Annotated in this window: 24 protein-coding genes; 4 read left to right on the top strand and 20 right to left on the bottom strand. The window is 40.0% G+C overall.

All coding sequences use genetic code 11. The annotated features are described in order from the left end of the window. Positions 1-70: 70 nt before the first annotated feature. The 13 genes from J4N25_RS24110 to mutY all read right to left on the bottom strand — a co-directional run bounded on the left by J4N25_RS24110 (position 71) and on the right by mutY (position 11,271). Positions 71-436, bottom strand: coding sequence for a four helix bundle protein (locus J4N25_RS24110; protein ID WP_207424458.1), 366 nt, complete (start codon positions 434-436; stop codon positions 71-73). 93 nt (positions 437-529) lie between these two features. After that, complete coding sequence (locus J4N25_RS24105) at positions 530-730, bottom strand: DUF433 domain-containing protein (protein ID WP_207424457.1); 201 nt, start codon at positions 728-730, stop codon at positions 530-532. 129 nt (positions 731-859) lie between these two features. After that, entirely contained in the window at positions 860-1,918 is a 1,059-nt protein-coding gene (locus tag J4N25_RS24100; protein ID WP_207424456.1) for a M20 family metallo-hydrolase, read from the bottom strand. Beyond that, positions 1,918-2,736, bottom strand: coding sequence for a pyrroline-5-carboxylate reductase (gene proC / locus J4N25_RS24095; protein ID WP_207424455.1), 819 nt, complete (start codon positions 2,734-2,736; stop codon positions 1,918-1,920). The genes J4N25_RS24100 and proC overlap by 1 nt, the downstream gene beginning before the upstream one ends. 1 nt (position 2,737) lies before the next feature. Further along, positions 2,738-3,526, bottom strand: a complete 789-nt coding sequence (gene argB / locus J4N25_RS24090) for an acetylglutamate kinase (protein ID WP_207424454.1) — start codon at positions 3,524-3,526, stop codon at positions 2,738-2,740. Further along, positions 3,526-4,488: a Rossmann-fold NAD(P)-binding domain-containing protein gene (locus tag J4N25_RS24085; protein ID WP_207424453.1), complete on the bottom strand. Its 963-nt coding sequence runs from the start codon at positions 4,486-4,488 to the stop codon at positions 3,526-3,528. The genes argB and J4N25_RS24085 overlap by 1 nt, the downstream gene beginning before the upstream one ends. Before the next feature lie 167 nt (positions 4,489-4,655). Next, entirely contained in the window at positions 4,656-5,012 is a 357-nt protein-coding gene (locus J4N25_RS24080) for a four helix bundle protein (RefSeq protein WP_207424452.1), read from the bottom strand. A 1-nt stretch (position 5,013) separates the two neighbouring features. Continuing rightward, positions 5,014-6,174, bottom strand: coding sequence for an aspartate aminotransferase family protein (locus J4N25_RS24075; RefSeq protein ID WP_207424451.1), 1,161 nt, complete (start codon positions 6,172-6,174; stop codon positions 5,014-5,016). 60 nt (positions 6,175-6,234) lie between these two features. After that, positions 6,235-7,221, bottom strand: coding sequence for an N-acetyl-gamma-glutamyl-phosphate reductase (gene argC / locus J4N25_RS24070; RefSeq protein ID WP_207424450.1), 987 nt, complete (start codon positions 7,219-7,221; stop codon positions 6,235-6,237). 120 nt (positions 7,222-7,341) lie between these two features. Next, on the bottom strand, positions 7,342-8,529 hold the full coding sequence (argG, locus tag J4N25_RS24065) for an argininosuccinate synthase (protein WP_207424449.1): 1,188 nt from the start codon (positions 8,527-8,529) through the stop codon (positions 7,342-7,344). A 20-nt stretch (positions 8,530-8,549) separates the two neighbouring features. After that, a complete protein-coding gene (locus J4N25_RS24060) occupies positions 8,550-9,230 on the bottom strand; it encodes a GNAT family N-acetyltransferase (protein WP_207424448.1) in 681 nt (226 codons plus the stop codon). A gap of 539 nt (positions 9,231-9,769) precedes the next feature. Then, entirely contained in the window at positions 9,770-10,198 is a 429-nt protein-coding gene (locus J4N25_RS24055) for a single-stranded DNA-binding protein (protein WP_207424447.1), read from the bottom strand. A gap of 11 nt (positions 10,199-10,209) precedes the next feature. Beyond that, positions 10,210-11,271, bottom strand: a complete 1,062-nt coding sequence (mutY, locus tag J4N25_RS24050; protein WP_207424446.1) for an A/G-specific adenine glycosylase — start codon at positions 11,269-11,271, stop codon at positions 10,210-10,212. Positions 11,272-11,433: 162 nt separating this feature from the next. Between mutY and J4N25_RS24045 the strand changes: the two genes are divergently transcribed. The 3 genes from J4N25_RS24045 (at position 11,434) to J4N25_RS24035 (ending at position 14,461) form a co-directional block, all read left to right on the top strand. After that, entirely contained in the window at positions 11,434-11,766 is a 333-nt protein-coding gene (locus J4N25_RS24045; protein WP_207424445.1) for an HU family DNA-binding protein, read from the top strand. Positions 11,767-11,785: 19 nt separating this feature from the next. Next, positions 11,786-12,631 (top strand): tetratricopeptide repeat protein, encoded by an 846-nt coding sequence (locus J4N25_RS24040; protein ID WP_207424444.1) that lies wholly within the window; start codon positions 11,786-11,788, stop codon positions 12,629-12,631. A 279-nt stretch (positions 12,632-12,910) separates the two neighbouring features. Then, entirely contained in the window at positions 12,911-14,461 is a 1,551-nt protein-coding gene (locus tag J4N25_RS24035) for an Rne/Rng family ribonuclease (protein WP_207424443.1), read from the top strand. Positions 14,462-14,519: 58 nt separating this feature from the next. Here the strand turns inward: J4N25_RS24035 and J4N25_RS24030 are convergent, their stop codons facing one another. From J4N25_RS24030 to J4N25_RS24005, 7 genes are all read right to left on the bottom strand, one after another. Then, entirely contained in the window at positions 14,520-15,791 is a 1,272-nt protein-coding gene (locus J4N25_RS24030) for an MFS transporter (RefSeq protein WP_207424442.1), read from the bottom strand. Between the two features lie 49 nt (positions 15,792-15,840). Then, positions 15,841-17,946: an ATP-dependent DNA helicase RecG gene (recG, locus tag J4N25_RS24025; protein WP_207424441.1), complete on the bottom strand. Its 2,106-nt coding sequence runs from the start codon at positions 17,944-17,946 to the stop codon at positions 15,841-15,843. Between the two features lie 25 nt (positions 17,947-17,971). Continuing rightward, on the bottom strand, positions 17,972-18,352 hold the full coding sequence (locus tag J4N25_RS24020; protein WP_207424440.1) for a RidA family protein: 381 nt from the start codon (positions 18,350-18,352) through the stop codon (positions 17,972-17,974). 41 nt (positions 18,353-18,393) lie between these two features. After that, positions 18,394-18,534, bottom strand: coding sequence for a DUF6728 family protein (locus J4N25_RS27215; RefSeq protein ID WP_369410881.1), 141 nt, complete (start codon positions 18,532-18,534; stop codon positions 18,394-18,396). A gap of 127 nt (positions 18,535-18,661) precedes the next feature. Next, the gene (gene uxuA / locus J4N25_RS24015; protein WP_369410880.1) at positions 18,662-19,819 is read right to left on the bottom strand and encodes a mannonate dehydratase; all 1,158 of its coding nucleotides are present in this window, start codon (positions 19,817-19,819) and stop codon (positions 18,662-18,664) included. Between the two features lie 33 nt (positions 19,820-19,852). Further along, positions 19,853-20,602, bottom strand: coding sequence for an SDR family NAD(P)-dependent oxidoreductase (locus J4N25_RS24010; protein WP_242696014.1), 750 nt, complete (start codon positions 20,600-20,602; stop codon positions 19,853-19,855). Positions 20,603-20,638: 36 nt separating this feature from the next. After that, positions 20,639-21,667, bottom strand: a complete 1,029-nt coding sequence (locus tag J4N25_RS24005) for a LacI family DNA-binding transcriptional regulator (protein WP_207424438.1) — start codon at positions 21,665-21,667, stop codon at positions 20,639-20,641. A 337-nt stretch (positions 21,668-22,004) separates the two neighbouring features. Here J4N25_RS24005 and J4N25_RS24000 point away from each other — a divergent pair. Next, on the top strand, positions 22,005-22,489 hold a 485-nt coding region (locus tag J4N25_RS24000; RefSeq protein ID WP_207424437.1), incomplete at its 3' end, for a transaldolase family protein.

The following is a 22,489-nucleotide window of genomic DNA, read 5'->3' as shown; positions in this document are numbered from 1 at the left end:
CTTTCCCTACAGAGAATTTTTCTACTGATTTTTCTACTTGTTTATCTTTTTGCCAAAGCTTCATTGGGATTTACGATTGGCTTTCAATCACCTTACGTAAGGTAGTAATTGAGGATACAATGATAGAAAGAAGTTCGTTTGCTTCCTTCCAGGATTTTATAATTGTTAACTTAAAATCAGGATTAAATTCGAGGAGAAGTTCCAGAAAGAACATGCTTTCATCGAGTTCCTCTTCTACGATTTTAAGCTTATTAATAAAGTCCGCCTTTGATTTCGCCCTACAAGCGGCTCTATAGTTTGCCCCAACAGAGCTTGAACATCTTATTATTTGATTTGAATAATTCTTGTTAATAATATTGTAGGGTAAAGATTGTACTAAATGAGCTATTTCTATAGAAAGAGCTTTTGTTCGTTTCTTTAGTATTTCTTTATCCATCCGAGATTTGCGATTTAGGAATTACGATTTACGATTTAGACAAGTTATGTGCTATTTGTCTAAATGAAATATACATATGCATAGACATAATGGTTACTGAAATGAGGGACTATACTCTTTACATGCTTGAATGTCCGTCTCAATTAGTTCTGGGAAATCGGATAGTATTTCTTCCTGAGTCATCCCATTAGCGAGCCAGCTTAAAACGTCTGAAACAGAAATTCTAGTGTCCCTTATGCAAGGTTGACCAAAACGAACATCTGGCCTTGTCTCTATATACTTTCTATAGTCCATCCTAAAGAATAGCTTATCAAGTTTCAGATTTTGTAAATTTACAAATTTGCAGGAATCGTAAATCTAAAATCGTAATTCGTAAATCTAACGATTTGCAGGAATCGTAAATCAAAAATCGTAATTCGTAAATCAAACAAGTTTTTCCAGCAACTTTATGTAAAGCTCTATTCCTTCATAGATCTCGGTCACATAAATATATTCATCAGCCGAATGCGATCTGGCACTGTCGCCTGGGCCAATCTTAACGGATGTAATATCAAGTAAAGCCTGATCACTAGTGGTGGGCGATCCGTAGGTTTTCCTTCCTAAAGCTAAACCAGCTTGTACAAAGGGATGATCTTTGCTGATTGAAGATGGTTTTAAACGAGTTGAACGAGGGGTAACATCACATGCAACATGTTGCTTAACTATCTCGACGACTTCTTCATTACGGTAAGCATCAGTTACGCGAACATCAACAGTGAATTTACATTCTGCAGGAACGACATTATGTTGTGAACCCGCATTGATTACAGTAACCGACATCTTTGTTGGCCCGAATAATTCCGATTCTTTTGGGAACTTATATGTTCTGAACCATTCAATGTCTTTTAAGGCCTTGTATATAGCGTTCTCACCTTCTTCCCTTGCAGCGTGCCCTGCTTTTCCATGAGCTACGCAGTCTAAAACGATCAGGCCTCTTTCTGCCACAGCAAGATCCATTAGAGTCGGTTCTCCCACAATAGCAAAATCCAAAGGACCTAATACTGGCACTAAAGCTTCTATCCCATTTTTACCTGAAACCTCTTCTTCGGCTGTAGCCGCCATACAAAGGTTATACTTCAGATCTTTCTTAGCATAAAAATACCGGAAGGCAGCAATAAGGGAAACAAGGCAGCCACCTGCGTCATTACTCCCCAATCCGAATAGCTTTCCGTCCTCAATTTCTGGAGAAAAAGGATCCCTTGTATAACCGGGATTAGGTTTTACGGTATCGTGGTGGGAGTTTAAAAGAATTGTTGGTTTTGCAGGATCATAATTTTCATTGAAAGACCAAACATTGTTCTGCTGCCTCCTGGGATTTAATCCATGAGTTTGAAAAAAGGATTCAATTGTATCCGCTGTTTTATCCTCCTCCCGGGAAAATGACGGCATAGTAATTAAATCCTTTAACAGCTCCAGGCTATCCTCTGCAAGTTGTCTTGACATTAATTAGAGTCTTTATATAAGCCGGCAGCTTTAACTGAAGCTAATTTAATACCTTTAATCAATGCCGCGCTGAAGCCGTTATGTTCCATCTCGTTCAGTCCGGCGATAGTACAACCTTTCGGAGAGGTTACTTTATCAATCTCGTGCTCTGGATGTGAGCCATGAGCTAAAAGCAAATCTGCTGCTCCCTTTGCTGTCTGTACCGCCATTTTCAAAGCATCTTCAGCATGAAAGCCGATTTCAACTCCTCCTTGTGAAGCGGCCCTAATGGATCTTAGGAAAAAGGCAATACCGCTTGCGCATAATGCTGTTGCTGATGACATCAGATCTTCATTGATATGCACTACTGAGCCTACGGTTTCAAACAGCTGCTTTGTTAAATCGACATTCGCCTGAGCTGCATTGTCGGTGGTAATACAGGTCATTGACTGTCCTATAGAGATCGCAGTATTGGGCATAGCACGCACTACCTGTACCTCTTCTGATAAATGCCCCTTTATATCTTTACAGGCAACTCCAGTTACTACAGAAATGATCAAATGCGTTTTAGGGTCTACTGCATCTTTGATTTCAGCAAGTAGTTTATTTAATTGCTGAGGAAGAACAGCCAGTACTACAATGGCAGCATTTCTTACAGCCTCAAGATTATTAGTAGTAGTGTTATAACCTTGTAATTTCTGAACCGAGAGATTTTCAAGAGTTCTCCTGGTAAGGGTTATTTGGGAAGTTTTATAGGTATTAGATTTAACTAAGCCATCAGCGAAAGCCAGACCCATGTTTCCGCTTCCAAGAATTGCAATATTTCCTTCTAAGTTCATCTTATGCAAATAATCTGGTTCCGAATAATTGTTCATTTAAATAAGGAAGTTCATCAGATTTACCGATATAAACTTCACTTACTCCGCTATTTATTGCCTTAAAGGCGTTTTCCAGTTTTGGCAGCATTCCTCCGGCAATTACATTATCAGCTTTTAATCCTTCGAATTCTGAAGCGCTAATTTCTCTGATCACCGAATCATCACTATTAACATCCCTTAATACCCCTTTTTTCTCGAAGCAATATACAAGGCTAGTTTTGTATAATGAAGACATCGCCACAGCAATGGAGGAAGCGATCGTATCAGCATTTGTGTTTAAAAGCTGACCTTCTCCATCGTGGGTGATAGCAGAAAATACAGGAACGACTCCGGTTTCAAGTAGTGCAGCGAGTTTTTGACTATCAATAGATTGTTCGTTCAAATCGCCTACGAAACCATAATCAATGTCTTTAACAGGACGACGAGTTGCCTTGATCAGGTTTGCATCTGCACCAGTTAAGCCTATCGCATTGCAGGAATAACGTTGTAATTGAGCTACTACATTCTTATTAATTAATCCGGCATAAACCATGGTTACCACGCGAAGTGTTTCGATGTCTGTAATTCTCCGTCCATCCACCATTTTTGGTTCAATACCCAGTGTGTGCGAAAGGTCTGTAGCGATCTTGCCTCCTCCATGGATAAGTATTTTATATCCATCAAGGGATGCAAAATCATTGAGGAAATAATGCAGGTTTTCAGAGTTGTCTATCACATTACCTCCGATTTTAATTACATAAAGAGGCTTCATTATTGTAAGTCCTCCAAAATTCCTTTAAGCACTGCCTGTGCTGCCCAAACCCGGTTTGCTGCTTCTTTAATTACTAAGGAATCTTCGCTATCAAGAATATCTGATCCTAATTCTAAATCCCTTCGAACAGGTAGGCAATGCATCACTTTGCCACTATTAGTGATCTTTAACTTTTCCTGGTTCATCATCCAGCCTTCGCCTTCTGTAAGGATTTTGCCGTAATCTTTGTAGCTCGACCAGTTCTTCACATAAATAAAATCCGCACCTGCTAAAGCTTCATCCTGATTATAAGTAATTTTTGCTCCTGGGGTAAATTGCTCGGCAAGCTCATACCCTTCAGGGTGAGTAATTACGAAGTCTATCATTCCTTCTTCCTGCGCTTTGCACATCCATTCCGCAAATGAATTTGGAACGGCCTGAGGAAGTGGTTTTACGTGAGGAGCCCAGGTAAGAACAACTTTGGGTTTTGCCGTTTTTTTGTACTCTTCAATTGTAACCAGATCGGCTAAACTTTGAAGTGGATGTCGCGTAGCACTCTCTAAGCTAACAACAGGCAAACCACTGTATTTTATAAATTTGTTGAAGATATCTTCACTATAATCTTCTTCTTTATCTTTTAAAGATGGGAAGGACCGAATTCCGAGTACATCACAGTATTCACCCATAACTCCTGCTGCTTCACGTATATGCTCTACTGTTGTGCCATTCATCACCACTCCATCGCTGGTTTCCAAAGCCCAGCCCTCTTTATCGATATTCATCACGATAGGGGTCATACCTAAGTTAAGTGCCGCCTTTTGAGTACTTAAACGGGTACGGAGACTAGGATTAAGGAAAATCAATCCTATTGTTTTATTTTTTCCGAGATGCTGATGAGCAAAAGGGTCTTTTTTAAGTGCTAAGGCTTCCTGTACAATAGCAGGAACGTTAGCAACGTCGTGTACTGAAGTGAACTGTCTCATATTTTGAGCTTAAAGGTGAAAGCTGAAAGCACAAAGCTTCCTGCAAACTTTATAAAATTGCAAAGTTAGAAAAAACCTTCATGAGCGGAACTCACAAAATGAGGATAAAAGTAGCCTGAAGGTTCTTGATGGCCATTGAAGAACAAATTAAACTTTCGGAAAAAAAGCTATGCTCGTAAGGCCTTTATCAGACCGATGAGCATAGCTTTAACTTCGTTAGATTTTTTCTTTATTTCTAGATGATGAGCTTCTGATATATAAGTCAGATCTTTTGCTAGTAAACAACCATACTCGAGTTCATGAACAGAACCTAGAGCATTATCAAGGAAACGGGCAAAATCTTTTTCTGTAGATTTTCCTGCTCCCTCCACTATATTTAATGGAACCGAATAGGCTGCTCTTTTAACCTGGCTCTGTAAATCAAATTTTTCGTGAGAAGGAAAACAAGGCAAGATGGTCTGGTAAATATGAAGCACCATTAGGTGGGACTTTTGCCAAACTTCGAGCTTTGTGTAGTCTCTCATTTTAAACCGCTGCTTTATGCTTTGTGCTTTCTGCTTTTAGCTCTTTGCTGAACGATTCAAGGAAACGATCTGCATGGGCTCTACTCAAGTTAAGAGCAGGAAGTAATCTGATCACATTCGGCTTTGCTTCGCCAGTAAATATGTGATGCTTAAACAGAAGCTCTTTTTTGACATGGCTTAATTCTTCTGGAAGGTCGATCCCAATCATTAATCCGCGACCTCTTACTTCTTTAATCTGGTTGAATTTCTTCAACTCTTCAATTAAATAAGAACCAACTTCTGTAGCATTCTGAAGTAAATTATCCTGTTCAATAACTTCAAGAACAGCTAATGCTGCGGCGCAAGCAAGGTGGTTACCTCCAAATGTGGTTCCCAGCATCCCATGCCATGGTTTAAATTTAGGTGCAATAGAAATTGCTCCTATTGGAAACCCGTTGCCCATCCCTTTAGCCATAGTATAAACATCAGCATTTATAGCGGCCCAATCGTGCGCATAGAACTGTCCTGTTCTTCCGTATCCATCCTGAACAGAGTCAGCAATAAAAACAGCATTATATTGGTCACAAAGTGAACGGATCTTCTGAAGGAAGCTTTGACTAGCAACTTTTATTCCTCCAACACCCTGAATTCCTTCAATTATTACCGAAGATATCTCATTACCGACCTCTCTAAAAGCCTGTTCTAATGCTGCTTCATCGTTATGTGGAAGAAAAATAATATTATCAGTTTCGTTTACCGGAGCCACGATCTTTGGATTATCAGTAGCGGAAACAGCTAAAGATGTACGGCCGTGGAAAGCACCTTTGAAAGCTATTACTTTTTTACGTCCATTGTAAAAAGAGGCTAGTTTAAGTGCATTTTCATTAGCTTCAGCTCCTGAACTTATCAGAAATAAGCTATAATCTTCTTTTCCTGAAACATGTCCGAGTTTTTCAGCTAAAGCTTGTTGCAATGGGATCTCTACCGAGTTCGAATAAAAGCCGAGCTTATTCAATTGCTCAGTAACGCGTGCAACATAATGAGGATGAGTATGTCCGATAGAAATTACAGCGTGGCCGCCATATAAGTCCAGATATTCTTGTCCCTTGCTATCCCAAACCAAGCTACCCAAACCTTTGACAATTTCTATATTGTTGATTGGGTATACATCAAAAAGATTCATAATGAGAGTCCTCCATTCCCTTTCGGGAGCTTTTAATTTCCCCTTTCAGGGGGATAGGGGTTAAAACGCGGCTGCCTTCAGTCTTAATCCTGCTCTCTCGTCTAAACCAAACATAAGGTTCATGTTTTGAACTGCTTGTCCGGAAGCCCCTTTTAATAAGTTATCGATAATGCTTAGTATCAGTATTTTGTTTCCGTGTTTCTCTACATGAACTAAACACTTGTTAGTATTTACAACCTGTTTAAGGTCGATATTCTTTTTGCTGACATGAGTGAACTCGTGTCCTGCATAATATTGTTCGTATAGATTCTCCAGGTCCTCCTGGCTTAAATCTGATTCTGTATATATCGAGGCTATGATGCCTCGGGTAAAGTCGCCCCGGTAAGGAACAAAGTTGATCTCTTCAGCAAAAGTAGGTTGAAGCTGATGAATGCTCTCTCCGATCTCTTTCAAATGCTGATGACTGAAGGCTTTGTAAACTGAAAGGTTATTATTTCTCCAGCTGAAGTGAGAAGTTGAAGAAAGGCTCTGTCCCGCGCCGGTAGATCCGGTAGTGGCGGAGATATGCACCTCTTTATTCAGCAATCCGGCTTTAGCTAAAGGAAGCAATGCTAGTTGCAGGCAAGTAGCGAAACAGCCTGGATTAGCTATATTTTGAGCAGATCTAATTTTATCTCTGTTTAATTCAGGAAGACCGTAAACAAAAGCTTTATTTTCTATTGTTGAAGCTTTCCCTAATCTGAAATCATGCGAAAGATCAATTATTTTGATGTTGTCATTTATAGGGTTTGCTTCCAGGAACTTCTTAGCATCCCCATGACCTACACAAAGAAATAGTACGTCTATATCCTGTGAGAGTTCACTTGTGAATTTTAGATTAGTGTCACCAATTAAATCAGTGTGAACATCATAAATGTAGTTGCCTGCGTTACTATTACTATTAACAAAGGCAATCTCCACATTTGGATGGTTAACCAGGATGCGAAGCAATTCACCTCCTGTATATCCTGCTCCACCGACAATACCCACTTTAATTTTATTCGACATTGATTCTGTCATTAGAATTTAAATCATTGGGAAGAAAGAGAAGCTCTCTCTTCCCGGTATCTTGAAAAGCCACTTCTTGCACGCTATCATAGCGTTTGTACTCCTCGGGGGAGCGGAGGCCTAGGGATTAACGTTATGGAATATCTTAACCTGATTTCCGAAGATCTTAGAGAATCCTTTAACATCTTCGCCAGTATATCCTTCATTCATTTCTCCATAACTTCCGAATTTGCTAGCCATCAAATCGTGAGCTGATTCTATACCAATGATCTGAAAGCGGTAAGGAAGTAATTGAACAAACACTTTACCTGAAACTGTTTTCTGGGAGTCGGTAAGGAATGCTTCCATGTTACGCATAACAGGATCATGGAATTGGCCTTCATGCATCCATGTTCCATAGAAGTTAGCCAATTGATCTTTCCAGCTTAACTGCCATTTTGTTAACGTATGTTTTTCTAAGGCGTGGTGAGCTTTAAGAATAACCATTGGAGCAGCTGCTTCAAATCCTACCCGACCTTTGATTCCGATGATAGTATCTCCCACATGCACGTCACGTCCGATACCAAATGGGCCAGCCAAAGCTTGCAAAGCTTTGATAGCATCAGTTGGATGATCAAATTTTTGATCGTTTATTCCTACTAATTCACCTTTATTAAATTCAAGTGCAACTTCTTCGGCGTCTGTTTTCGTTACTTGGGTAGGCCATGCTTCCTCAGGAAGAATTCCTTTTGACTTAAGAGTTTCTTTTCCTCCTACAGAGGTTCCCCAAATACCTTTATTAATTGAATATGCAGCTTTCTCAAAGTTAAACTCGACACCATGCGATTTTAAGTATTCAATTTCCGCCTCACGTGACAGTTTTAAGTCGCGAATAGGGGTAATGATACCAACCTGAGGGCAAAGGATGTTGAAGATCATATCGAAACGAACCTGATCGTTTCCTGCTCCTGTTGAACCATGAGCTACATAATCTGCACCAATTTCCTTCGCGTATTCAGCAATGGCAGTAGCCTGAGTAACACGTTCTGCACTTACCGAAAGAGGATAAGTATTATTTTTCAAGACGTTACCGTAGATCAGATAACGAATTGCACTTTCATAATATCCTTTTACAGCATCAACAGCATGGTGAGAAGCGACACCTAAAGCATAAGCACGTTTTTCAATATGCTCAAGTTCTTCTTTAGTGAAGCCACCAGTGTCTACAATTACAGAGTGTACTTCAAGATTTAAGTCTTTAGACAGGTAAATAGCACAGTAAGATGTATCTAAACCACCGCTAAAGGCTAAAACTACTTTCTTCTTCATTTTTTTAGTGGGTATTCTATTTAAGGGATAAGAGTTGATAAAAATGCTAGTGATTTTACTGAACGACGAATTGAATTTTCAATGCGCTCTAGCAAATTTGCTTTGTGGGTCATTTCCTGCTCCTTCACAGTTCCAACTTTCTCTTCCTCCTGTTGTTGTTTTTCAACAGGATCGTAGAGCATGGCGGTACAAAGGCAGTTTTTCCGACCTTTCATCGTTAAGATCTCGTAGTTCACACAGCTCTGGCATCCTTTCCAAAAATTATCATCCTGCGTAAGTTCGGAATAGGTTACAGGCTCATAGCCTAGCTCTGAGTTAATTTTCATAACAGCCAGTCCAGTAGTCAGTCCAAAGATCTTAGCGTCGGGATATTTTTCTCTTGAAAGCTCAAAAATTCTTTTCTTGATAGCCTTTGCTAGTCCCGCCTTACGAAAAGCGGGATTAACGATCAAGCCCGAGTTAGCCACAAACTGCTCATGGCTCCAGGTCTCTATATAGCAAAATCCTGCCCAGGTACCATCATTATGCAAAGCAATAACGGCCTTTCCTTCTCGCATTTTATCTGCTACATACTGTGGGCTACGACGCGCAATACCGGTTCCCCGAGCTTTTGCCGATTCAGCCATTTCATCACAAATCTGTTCTGCATAACCTGTATGCGCCTCAGATGCTACTACTATAGAGAAATCGTTTACGTTCATTTTTTCAAAATCCGCTTATACGGAATAAGACTTTATTAGTTGTCTTTAAGGTGCCAGAAAAATTGTTAATTAATATTTTACCGAAACGGTACATCAAAAGGGCTGCCAAATTAGAAATCAAAATCTAGGCATGAACGGTCGTCGGGGACGAAAGATAAGTTTGTCACTGAATCGTGGACGTACCAGAACGCATACAGAGCCACTTTTGGGCTGTTCCGCTGTTGTGATATTTAAAATTGATACGTTCATTTTCTGTCTTTGACTTACAGTGCAATAAATAGTTTAAAACGATGCAAAAGTATTGATAAAAAAATAAGTATTACAAGTTGAAATAAAATTTTTTATTCATTTGTGAGTCAAGAAATTACAGAAGAGGAATTTGCTTTTTCTTTGCAGAGATTGTAAGTGGAATGATATAGAGTTAAGGAGGAGGGAATGGATCAACTAAGGTGCTGAATATGAGACTATCTTTCTAATGAAAAATGAAAAAAGCCACATAGATTTCTACATGGCTTAGTGCTGGAAGGTCTTAAACGGCTTTAAAAAGGAAGGTCATCATTAACTGAGTTATGAATATTACTTAACTCGTCCTGCCGCTGCTGGCCTGCTTGTGAAGGGGCGGAATTGTTTTCACCTTCTTTTTTACCCAACAGAGTCATGTTTTCAGCAATGATTTCAGTAACATACCTCTTGTTTCCATCCTTGTCGTCGTACGACCTGGTTCTGATTTTTCCCTCTACATACACTTGTTTTCCTTTTTGAAGATACTTGGCAGCAATCTCTGCAAGTCCTCTCCACGCAACAATGTTGTGCCATTCGGTCTGTTCAACCCTCTGTCCTTGTTTGTTGGTGTAGGACTCTGATGTCGCTAAGGTGAAAGTTGCTACTGATGTGTTTCCTTCGAGGTGGCGGATTTCGGGATCTTTTCCCAAATGTCCAACCAGAATAACTTTGTTTACTCCTGACATTAGATTTAGATTTAAGATCTTCTCAAGGTAGGAAATTTATTCAAGAAAGAAAAAATGATCTTCGACACAGCAAATTGCTCAATTGATCCAATATCTGCGTAAAACCAATTGTTCTGGTCTTTGAAATGCTCTTCAAAATCTTCAATGAATAAGTAATTCACATGCAACTTTTGGTGACTCAAAAGGTGTCTGACAGGGCCGTATTGTCCTGTTAATGCAGATCTTTTTCCAAAAAAACTCTGGAATTTTTCGGAGTTTACGAGGTCAATTGAATCAACAGGTGTGTCTGTTTCAATAAGAGGGAACTCGTGCAAATTCTCCCAAATATCATTTGGCCCTCGTTTGTTAAATAGAACCTTATCTCCTTTCGTGCAGATCAAATAATTGAAATACCGGTTTTTAACCTGCAATTTTTTAAGCTTTACAGGTAGCTGGTTTATTAATCCTTTTTTGAGGGCTTCACATGAGAGTTTTAAAGGGCATGTTTCACAATGCGGGTTTTTAGGCCTGCATTGTAGCGACCCAAATTCCATTAATGCTTGATTGCTTAGACCCGGCTGCATTTTATCAATTACTTCATTGGCAAGGTCTGTAAAGATTTTTTTTGCTTTTGATGAGTTTATAGGTTCTTCAATACCAAAATATCGGGCGAGCACACGGAAGACATTTCCATCTACCACTGCTTTCGCTTCATTTGCTGAAAAGGATGAAATAGCGGCGGCGGTATATTCGCCAATCCCTTTCAATTTGACTAGCTCATCGTATCGTTTAGGGAAGTATCCGCCGTACTCTTCCATTACCATTTGTGCCGTCTTGTGCATGTTGCGGCCACGGGAGTAATAACCCAGTCCCTGCCATAATTTTAATATCTCATCTTCCTGAGCTTCAGCGAAGTCAGCAACTGTTGGAAATCTTTCAGCAAAGCGATTAAAATAGGGCATTCCCTGGTCTACTCGGGTTTGCTGTAGGATGATCTCCGAAAGCCAGATCACGTAAGGATCAGTTGTTTTTCTCCAGGGAAGGTCTCGCTTATTGTTCTCGTACCAACCAATTATTTCAGCAATGAAACTCATCTATCTCCGTTAGGTATAAAGCAATTTACAAAGGTAAAAAGCCACCACTAAAACGGCGCTCTCAAAAAAAAATTGAGTTTATTTTATGAATTCGATTTAAAGCAATACTTTTGCAACCCCAAAACAATTAAGTGTTTACGAAATAGTTTAACTCAATAAGACATGACTAAGGCAGAAATTATCGCAGAGATCTCAGGTAAAACTGGTATAGAGAAGTTAGATGTACAAGAAGCGATAGAAGCGTTTTTTAAAGTGGTGAAAAATTCAATGGTACAAGGTGAAAATGTGTACGTTAGAGGTTTTGGGAGCTTTGTAGTTAAGAAAAGGGCAACTAAAACAGCACGTAACATTTCTAAAAATACGGCTATCATTATTCCGGAACATTTCGTTCCAAGTTTCAAACCAGCAAAAGTATTTGTTGAGAAAGTTAAAAACGGTAACGTTACAAAATTAGCTGCTGCAGCAGCAGAGGCAGAAGCTAACGCTGAAGCATAATCATACACACGCACACTAGATGTTAAAGGGAAAACAAATAGCAGTTATTGGATTGGTGGCTTTGCTGATGGGGCTATTGTTTTCGTTAGACATTAAAGGTTTAGTTAAAGAAGAGGGGCAACACGCAGGAGAAGCAGCCGAAGGTGCTTCCCAAGTTCAAACACTTTCCATAGAAAATATATCTGAATCAGCTAAGCAAACACTAAGCGGTGACCTTGCAGCGCAGATCAGTGATCTGGAAAATAAGCTTAAGGCAGCTTCCGGATCGGAAAAGCTTGAATTGCAAAAGCAGTTGTCGCAGAAATGGGATGATGTAAATCTTCCTGCTCCCGCAGCTTTATATTACGAAGAGGTTGCTAAGTTTACAAAGTCATATGATGACTGGATTAAAACAGGCAATCTATTCACAACTGCGTACCAAAATACGCAGGATTCAATAGTTCAACCGGCATTGGTTCAGAAGGCGATTGGGGCCTATCAAAAGGCTATTGAACAAGAGCCTGAAAGCCTTGACGCAAAGACTGGGCTTGGAGTAGCTTATGTAAGTGGTACTCCCAATCCGATGCAGGGCATTCAACTACTTCGTGAAGTAGTAGCAAAGGACCCTGGAAATATAAGTGCAAATATGAACCTCGGCTTGTTTTCAATGAAGTCAGGTCAGTTTGATAAAGCAGTTAGTCGTTTTAAAACGGTGCTTACAAAAGAATCCAAACCCGAAACATGGCTTTACCTTGCTATGGCTTATGAGAGTTTGGGCGATAAAGAAAATGCAATAACTGCTTATACAAAAGGTAAGGAACTTGCAGCTGATCCATCTGTGGATAGACTGGTTGACAAGAAATTGCAAGAATTAAGAATTAAATAATTATAAAACATTTAAAATTTAAAAGCTATGCCAAGCGGTAAAAAAAGAAAAAGACATAAAATGGCTACTCACAAACGTAAAAAACGTTTAAGAAAAAATAGACACAAGAAAAAATAATCAGTTTGGAGTTAGAAGTGCAGAGTAAAGGGATATTCTCAAAACTCTCATACTATTGACTCAAAACGTATAAGACCTCCAGGCCTTAAGCATGGGGGTTCTTGTGTTTTATTATTCTGGTGTTGTACGTTTGGCGGATCCCCGCCACTAATTGAGTAGCTATTGGTAAAGGAATTAATTATTAATTCAACCCCCAATGGGGTGACTATAGCTTTACTACAGGATAAGCAACTCGTAGAACTTCACACCGAGCATATTAACAATAATTACGCCGTTGGAGATATCTATCTCGGACGGATTAAAAAGATCATGCCCGGGCTAAACGCTGCTTTTGTAGACGTTGGCTACGAGAAGGATGCGTTTTTGCATTATCTTGACCTGGGGCCGCAGGTTCAGTCGCTGATAAAGCTGACTAAGATAGTAAAGAATGGCAGCTACAAGGATAAGCTGCTGGATAGTTTCAGAACGGAGGAGGACATAAACAAATCCGGTAAAATTTCCGAGGTATTAAACCGCAATATGTTATTGCCGGTGCAGATAGCCAAAGAACCAATTTCAACAAAAGGCCCTCGATTAAGTTCAGACCTATCTATTGCAGGTAGGTTCGTAGTGCTGGTACCTTTTTCCGAAACCATATCCATTTCGAAAAAGATTAAAAGTAGTACGGAGCGTAGCCGACTTAAAAAGATTGTTGAAAGCATTAAACCAAGGAACTTCGGAGTAATCATCCGGACGGTTTCTGAAGGAAAAGGAGTAGAGGAATTACAAAAAGACCTGCTCGATCTGATTGCCCGCTGGGAGACTTTTAGTACCCGCTTAGACAAGACAGAGCCTTCTAAAAAGATATTAGGTGAAATGGGCAGAGCATCCACAATTTTAAGGGATATTCTGAACGCGGATTTCACCAACATTCATGTTAATGATACTAACATTTACGAAGAGATTAGAACGTATGTTCAGGATATCTCTCCGGAGCTGGAGCGGATTGTTAAGCTTTATAAACACCGCGAACCGATATTTGAACACTTTGGAATTGAGAAACAAATAAAGGCTGCTTTTGGCAAAACTGTTAACCTTCCAGGCGGTGCGTACTTGGTGATAGAACATACCGAAGCACTTCATGTGGTGGACGTAAACAGTGGTAACAGAACAGCTAATCCCGAAAACCAGGAAGAGAATGCTCTGCAGGTGAATAAGGAAGCAGCTCGAGAAATTGCACGTCAGCTCCGGCTGCGAGACATGGGGGGAATTGTAGTGATCGATTTTATCGATATGCACAAGCCAACCAACCGGAAGGAGTTATTTGATTACTTACGAGAGCAGATGTCTCTTGACCGTGCTAAGCACACTATCCTGCCTCCGAGTAAGTTCGGACTGGTTCAGATAACAAGACAACGTGTTCGTCCGGAGATGAACATTGTCACAAATGAAAAATGCCCCGCCTGCGATGGGACGGGTGAAATCAAAGCTAGTATTGTGCTGATGGATGATATCGAAAATAACCTCGATTACATTTTGAAAGAGCAAAACGAGAAGAACATTGTTCTTTGTGTACACCCTTATATTGAGGCTTACATAAAGAGAGGCTTTATTTCAAAACAGATGAGATGGTACTTTAACTATGGTAAATGGATAAAGGTTAAGGCGATACCATCCTATTATTTAACAGAATTTCATTTCCTCAATTCCAAAGAAGAAGAAATCAAGTTATAAAAGAAGAGCGGCCCGGATGGAGCCGCTCTTTTTATTTAAGCTAAATAGTCAGTATTCTTTACCCCGCATGTATTTCCTTTACCCCTAATGGGAGTAGCTTCTTCGTTTTTAAGTAAGTAATTGACACAACCAAAAGTGTAACACTTCCACCAAATACGATCGCAGGAACTGTTCCTAAAAGTCTTGCTGATAGTCCAGATTCGAATGCGCCTAATTCGTTTGAAGAACCTATAAACATTGAATTCACTGACGATACCCTTCCTCTCATTTCATCGGGCGTAAGCAGTTGCATAATGGTTGAGCGAATAATCACGCTAACCGAATCGAATGCACCTTCAAAAAATAGGAAAAATAGGGTGAGATAAAAATTGCGTGATAAACCATAACCTATAATTGAAAGGCCAAATCCAGTAACGGCGATCAACAGGTTTCTCCAGGGTTTATTCATTGGAGGGTATCTTGTCATAATCAGCATCGTTAAAACTGCGCCCACTGCAGGTGCAGCTCTCATTAATCCGAATTGCTCAGCACCCAGATTCAAGACTTCCTTTGCCAGTACAGGTATCAATGCAACTGCACCTCCAAAGAAGACTGAGAATAAGTCAAGGCTCATAGCTCCGAGCATCATTCTGCTATTAAAAACAAATCGTATTCCTTCTGTTAGGCTTTTTGTAATGCTCTCCTTAGGTACAAATTGGGCAGGATGTTTTTTTAAGAACATAACGCAGCAAAACGAGACAGCTAAGAGAATGAGAATAACAAGGAATGTAGTTGAAACACCTACTCCAGCGTACATTAAACCTCCTGCTGCAGGACCTGCAATCGTGGCAATTTGCCAGGATGTACTATTCCATGTAGAAGAATTCGGATAATGTTCTCTTGGGATAATAGCTGCCATCAGCGAAAAGACTGTTGGAGCCATAAATCCGCGGGCGATACCTATCACAAATATCATCAGGTATATGATAAGTACAACCTGTTTACCATTAATATAGGAAGCAGTCGTTGGTAAGGTGATCAGATATATAACCAGCGAAGAGAAAAACATTGCAGTTAATATCCATTTAAGCATTCCCGTTTTTTCGGATTTATCTGCCACGTAACCTCCATACAAGGCAATGCCTATCGAAGGAATAGCTTCTGCAAGGCCTATCATTCCTAATGAAAGAGGGTCTTTAGTAAGATTATATAGATACCATCCTATTACTACAGCTTGTATCTGATATGCGAAGGTGAGAAAAAATCGAACTCCTAGGTAGGCTCTGAATTCGGGGTATCTGAGGGATATATAAGGGTCTTTTTTAATCCTGGTATTACTATCTGTCTCCACTAGTATTCGTTATATGAGTCAAGATCGCAAATCTAAACTTAAACTTGCTTCAGGATATATTATTCCATGTAATTGCTCTGTCTTTTTTCAGGAAATGTTCTCGTAGTAACCGGTTCTTCTCATTTGCCAGTTCCGGGTCTTCTTCAAAGATCTGAATCACCTCCTCTCTGGCTGCCTGTAAGATCTTTTGATCCTGGGCCAGGTCGGCTATCTTAAGGTCTAATACCCCACTTTGTTGCGTTCCCTCAATATCGCCGGGCCCCCTCAATTGAAGGTCTATTTCAGAAATTTCAAATCCATCATTGCTCCTTACCATTGTCTCCAGGCGAACCTTACCCTCCCTGCTCAGCTTATTACTGCTCATCAGGATACAGTATGACTGTTCTGCTCCCCGGCCAACACGGCCCCTCAACTGATGTAACTGGGATAACCCGAATCGTTCTGAGTTCTCTATGATCATCACACTCGCATTAGGAACATTTACACCCACCTCAATTACGGTAGTAGCTACCATTATTTGTGTTTCCCCCTTTACAAAGCGTTGCATTTCAAAATCTTTGTCTGCTGGTTTCAGTTTTCCATGCACAACGCTGATCCTATAGTCCGGCAGAGGAAATTCCCGTGTAATAGCCTCTATCCCCGCCTCCAAGTGTAATAGGTCAAGCTTTTCACTTTCTTTAATTAAAGGATAAACTACGTAAACCTGTCTGCCCTTAGCAATCTCCTGCCGTATTAACCCAAACATTCTCAACCGTTGATTTTCAAATAGATGAATTGTTTTGATTGGCTTTCTTCCAGCTGGTAACTCGTCAATCACCGATACATCCAAATCACCATACAGGGTCATCGCCAAAGTTCTTGGTATGGGGGTGGCGGTCATTACAAGAATATGTGGAGGTACTGTATTTTTCTTCCATAATCTGGCCCGCTGCTGAACTCCGAAGCGGTGTTGCTCATCGATCACTGCCAATCCAAGGTTTTTGAATTGAACCTCGTCTTCCAGCAAAGCATGAGTTCCAATAAGAATGTCGAGGGATCCCTCCAAAAGGCTCTGGTGAATCACCTTCCGCTCTTTTTTAGGGGTTGAGCCTGTTAGTAATGCAACATTAATAAAATCGTCTCCCACCAAGCTCTTCACTGATTGATAGTGCTGCTGAGCAAGAATCTCAGTTGGAGCCATCATACAGGCCTGAAAATCATTGTCGATAGCAAAAAGCATACTAACCAGAGCGACAGCAGTTTTTCCGCTTCCCACATCACCCTGAATCAGGCGGTTCATCTGATGACCTTTCTGCGTATCTTGTCTGATCTCTTTAATTACCCGTTTTTGGGCATTAGTTAGATTAAAAGGAAGCTTTTCCTTGTAAAAAGTATTGAACTTCTCTCCAACCCGGGAAAAGATATGCCCTCTAAAACGTTGATTTCTTATCAGCTTATTCTTCAATAGTTTAAGCTGAATGAAAAATAGTTCCTCAAACTTCAGGCGTTTTCTTGCTGCCTCGAGTAAGGTGGCATCAGGAGGGAAATGAATTTTAAAGAGAGCTTCCCTTTTTGTTAAAAGCTTGAATTTTGTCAGTATGTATTCTGGCAAAGTTTCCTCTACCGCACCAATAACAATATCCAGAGCTGCTTCCTGAAGTTTCTGAATTCCCTTAGTATCCAACGAAAACTGCTTGAGCTTTTCGGTGGAGTTATATACGGGCTGAAGGGTTAGATTTCCAGCTTTTGGCGAATTAGGGTTGTAAACTTCCAGCTCTGGGTGTGCTATTGAAATTTTTCCATTAAACTCGTTTGGTTTCCCGAAGGCAATGTAAACGTTTCCTGGATTTAAGCTCTTTTCAATCCAGTTGATCCCCTGAAACCAGATTAGCTCTATGATTCCTGTATCGTCCCTTAGTGTAGCAACCAGCCGCTTGCCCCGCTTTTCGCCGACCAGTTCTTTTGATACCAATCTTCCCAGGACTTGAACGGAAGGAAGGTCTGAATTAAGTTCCCGTATTTTATAAAACTTTGTACGGTCAACGTACCTGAATGGGAAATAGTTGATTAAATCTTCGTAAGAGAATATTCCTAGTTCTTTTCTAATAACTTCTCCTCTTTTTGGCCCAACACCTTTCAGATATTCAATGGGAGTTATTAGAGTATGATTTGCCAAGAACAGGGAAAATTTCAGTTAAAAACTAATCTTTCGTTGCTATTACAGAAATTTCAACATTTACCCCCTTAGGAAGACCAGCTACAGCTACCGTTTCTCTTGCAGGGTAAGTAGACGTAAAGCAAGATCCATACAACTCATTAACAATAGGAAAGAGGCTCATGTCACTCAAAAATATTGTAGCCTTCACTACATCGTTAAAAGTAAAACCCGCTTCGGTAAGAATTGCACGGACATTTTCCAACACTTGTGAAGTTTCGTTCTGAACAGAGTCAACTACAAGTTCATTTGTCTCGGGATTAATGGCAATCTGTCCGGAAACATAAAGTGTTCCGTTAGTAAGGATTGCCTGGCTATACGGACCAATAGGAGCAGGGGCTTTAGTAGTATTAATGATTTGCTTCATAATCAGATTGAGATAAACTAGACTTCTTAATTTATGGGAAATTATTTAAAGAACACCCACTCAACAACCTTATATATAATTCCCAGTAGGAATACAATAATAGCGGTAGCATTTATAAAATGCATCACTTTCAGGTTGAAGCTTTGAGGTCTGTTTGGATCTTTTTTCCTGAAGAAGTACATAATACAAACATAAAAAACTTTTTGTCGCAAAGTCTAATTAGTTTGCCTGGTAATTGTAGTTTTCAGTTCTTGGGTTGATCTTAAATGGGATGCAGATCGCACTTTTAAAGTTCGATCTGCAGGAGAATTAAATTGACAGGTTTATTCCCATTTCCAGTCCTCTTAGTTCGGCTAAACCTTTTAAGCGACCAATAGCAGAATATCCTGGGTAAGTAGTTTTATGTAGATCATCCAGCATCTGATGCCCATGGTCCGGACGCATAGGAATAGACACTTTCTTCCGTCTGCTTAGCAACACAATCTCCTTTACTACCTCGTACATGTTGGCATTGCCTTCCAGATGGTTCGCCTCGTAGAAATTACCCTCCTCATCGCGTTGAGTACTGCGCAGGTGAAGAAAGTGAATTCGATCGCCCAATCGTTTCACAATGCCTGGAAGATCATTATCAGCCCTTGCTCCAAATGATCCGGTGCAGAAGCACAACCCGTTGGCGGGACTAGGGACAGCATCAATAATTGCCTGGGCGTCTTCTTCCGTGTTCAGTATTCTTGGCAGGCCAAGGATACTAAAGGGCGGATCGTCTGGATGAATGGCTAATTGAAGGCCGTTTTCTTCAGCAACAGGAGCAACTTCTTTTAAGAAATAGTAAAGGTGCTCTTTTAGTTGTTCGCGACTAATACCTTCATATGTTTTAAGAGCTGTCAGTACCTCTTCAACTGTGAAAGGTTCATCACTGCCAGGCAAAGCCTGTAAAGACGTATTAAATAAGCTCGCCTTCTCGGCTTCGTCCATTTGTTGAAACCGCTTTTCTGCTTTAGAAATTTCTTCTGCAGTGTAGTCGGCTTCTGCGCCAGGGCGTTTTAATAGAAAAAGATCAAAGGCTATAAAGGCTGATTTTTCAAAGTATAGCGCTTTGCTTCCATCTTCCAAAGTATAACTCAAATTTGTCCGCATCCAGTCGAGCAAGGGCATGAAATTATAAGTTACCACCTTCAAGCCACAACTGGCTACATTTCTCAAGCTTTGTTTGTAGTTCTCTATAAGTTGCTTATAGTTGCCAGAATGTTTTTTGATGTCCTCATGAACAGGTAAACTTTCGATAACTGTCCATGTCAAGCCCGCAGCTTTGACGATTTCCAGTCTTTTTCGTATTTCCTCAACTGTCCAGATATCACCTACAGGAATATGGTGTAAAGCTGTTACTACCCCCGTACATCCTGCCTGTTTTATATCCCGTAAGCCAACCGGATCGTTTGGGCCGAACCAGCGCATTGTTTGTTCCATTAACATATTATATTCGATAAGTTCGTTGACTGATTAAAACCCTACTGAATTTCCTCCATCAACAGGGATGATTGTGCCGGTTATATATTTAGCTCCTTCAGATGCAAGGAAAACTGCAGTAGTTCCAATATCTTTTGGTTCGCCCATATAGCCCATTGGCGTTCTCGACATCACTTTGTTTTTCCTTTCCGGATCAGAATCTAAGGCTTTTGCCGACATGTCGGTTGCAATAAATCCTGGCGCTATTGAGTTGATCCGGATGCCTTTTGGCGATAATTCTACTGCCATAGCTTTTGTCATCCCGTCAAGCGCTGTTTTAGACGCTGTGTAAGCAATTACTTTAGGGATGCCGTATTGCGCCGCCATTGAACTAATGTTGATAATACAACCAGACTGACGAGGGGTCATAGCTTTTACAACCTCTCTTGATACAGCAAAAACTGAAAGTAAGTTAGTTTGAATAATGCTCATAAAATCCTGGTCGGTAACCTCGCTGAATTCTTTTTTCATATTTATTCCTGCATTGTTTACCAGAATGTCTATTTTTCCATATTCATCCACAATTCTTTCTACCAGTGCTGGTATTCCCTCAAGTTTCCCCAAATCAAACGAGATGGTCCCACATAAATCTCCAAGCAATTGTTTGGCATTGTCAAGCTTTGATTGATCCCGTCCAATGATTATAGTGAAGATATTATTTGCTACAAATTCTTTAGCGATGGCTAAGCCAATTCCGGATGCTCCTCCGGTAACGATAGCTATTTTCTGATCTTGCTGTATCATCTGTGTTTATATTGGATTTTTAATATCATGTTTATTTTATGTTGTAATAGCTCTGGCAGAGGATCCTCTTACAATAAGTTCATGTTTGAGCAGTAGGTCGTGTTCAGGTGGAGTATCCTTAGTATTATTAAGATGAGAGAAGAGTACGTTTGCGGCATGCTCTCCCATTTCTTCTCCCGGGTAATTAATGGTGCTTAGCTGCGGTTCTATAACCAGGGCCACCGGGTCATTATTAAATCCAACAAAGGCTATTTCTTCCGGAATCCTTACTCCTGCTTTTTTTAATTCAAGCATACAAGCAATAGCACAGGAGTCATTTGCTGCAAAGACTCCATCTGGCTTTTGCTGCATCCGCAAAATATCAGACGCTGTTTTGGTGCCATCTTCAAAGCTAAGCTTATTAATAACCACAAGCGCTTCATCAAAGACAAGCCCATGGTCTTCCAAGGCTTTTTTGTATCCATTTAAGCGATCCTTGTAAACATTCCCTGTCTGATCCCCCGAGATATGCAGAATACGCTTGCAGTTCTGAAAAATCAAATGACTAGTTGCCTCATAGCCAGCATTGAAGTTGTTTATAGTAATGCCGGGGCATATAGCGTGTTGGATAACACGATCAAAGAAGATGACTGGAATTCCCTTGTTAATAAATTGTTCGAAATGCCTAGTGTTTGCAGTATCATAAGCGAGCGAAACAAGCAGACCGTCAACCCTGCTATTAAACATTGTAGCTACATTTTCAGCCTCTTTTTTCGTAGTTTCTAGTGATTGACTAATAATAAGATTGTAACCCGCTTTATTTGCTGCCTTTTCTATACCTGCAATTACATCCGACATGAAATTGCTATTGAGACGGGGCACAATAACGCCGATTGTATTGGTCCGTTGCAACCGCAAATTACTTGCGAAAGTGTTGGAGCGATATCCCATTTCTCTAGCGGTGTCCATGATCCGCTTTCTGGTCGACTCACTAATTGTACGATAATTCTTCAATCCGCGACTTACCGTGGCAGCTGAGAGATTGAGTTTCTCTGCAATATCATAAATAGTAATTTCCTTTGCCATGAACTATTAATTACATTCTTTACCTCGGCAGTATCAATGCTTCAACTGCTAAAAATAGATAAATTTGTAAGAGTTATGCAATCGGTTGCATAAAATTTACACGCATAAAGATTTAAATTTAATTTGCTAATGAATGAAAATAAATGTTTCTTTATGCCAACGTTTGCACTGTTGCTTATTGGTCTGATTATGTAGTGTTTAGCTGGAATGATACAATTATGGAAAGTCTTAAAGATTTAATAATTAAAAAATATTTCTTTCTGAATTTCAATTCTGTATCTTAGCGCAATCAATTATAAGTGTCAAAGAGACAATTCATATTATATATACTCAAATTATGAAATTTTTTATCGATACCGCTAACCTCGCTCAAATTAAAGAAGCGCATGATTTAGGTGTTTTAGATGGTGTTACCACTAACCCAAGCTTAATGGCTAAAGAAGGAATCACTGGTGAAGAAAATGTAATTAATCATTACAAAGCTATCTGTGAAATTACAGATGGTGATGTAAGTGCAGAAGTAATTTCTACCACTTTTGAAGAGATTATTGCTGAAGGTGAAGCTCTGGCTAAACTTCACGAACGTATTGTGGTGAAGGTTCCAATGATAAAAGATGGCGTAAAAGCAATTAAGTATTTCACTGAAAAAGGCATTAAAACAAACTGTACGCTTATATTCTCTGCTGGTCAGGCTTTATTAGCTGCTAAAGCGGGTGCAACTTATGTGTCTCCTTTTATTGGTCGTTTAGACGATATCTCAACTGACGGACTAACATTAATCGAAGACATCCGTACTATTTTTGATAACTACGGTTATCCTAC

It is taken from the genome of Desertivirga brevis, from assembly GCF_017355835.1.
Note: the sequence above shows the minus strand (reverse complement) of the source record. Positions and strands in the feature narration are given on the sequence as shown.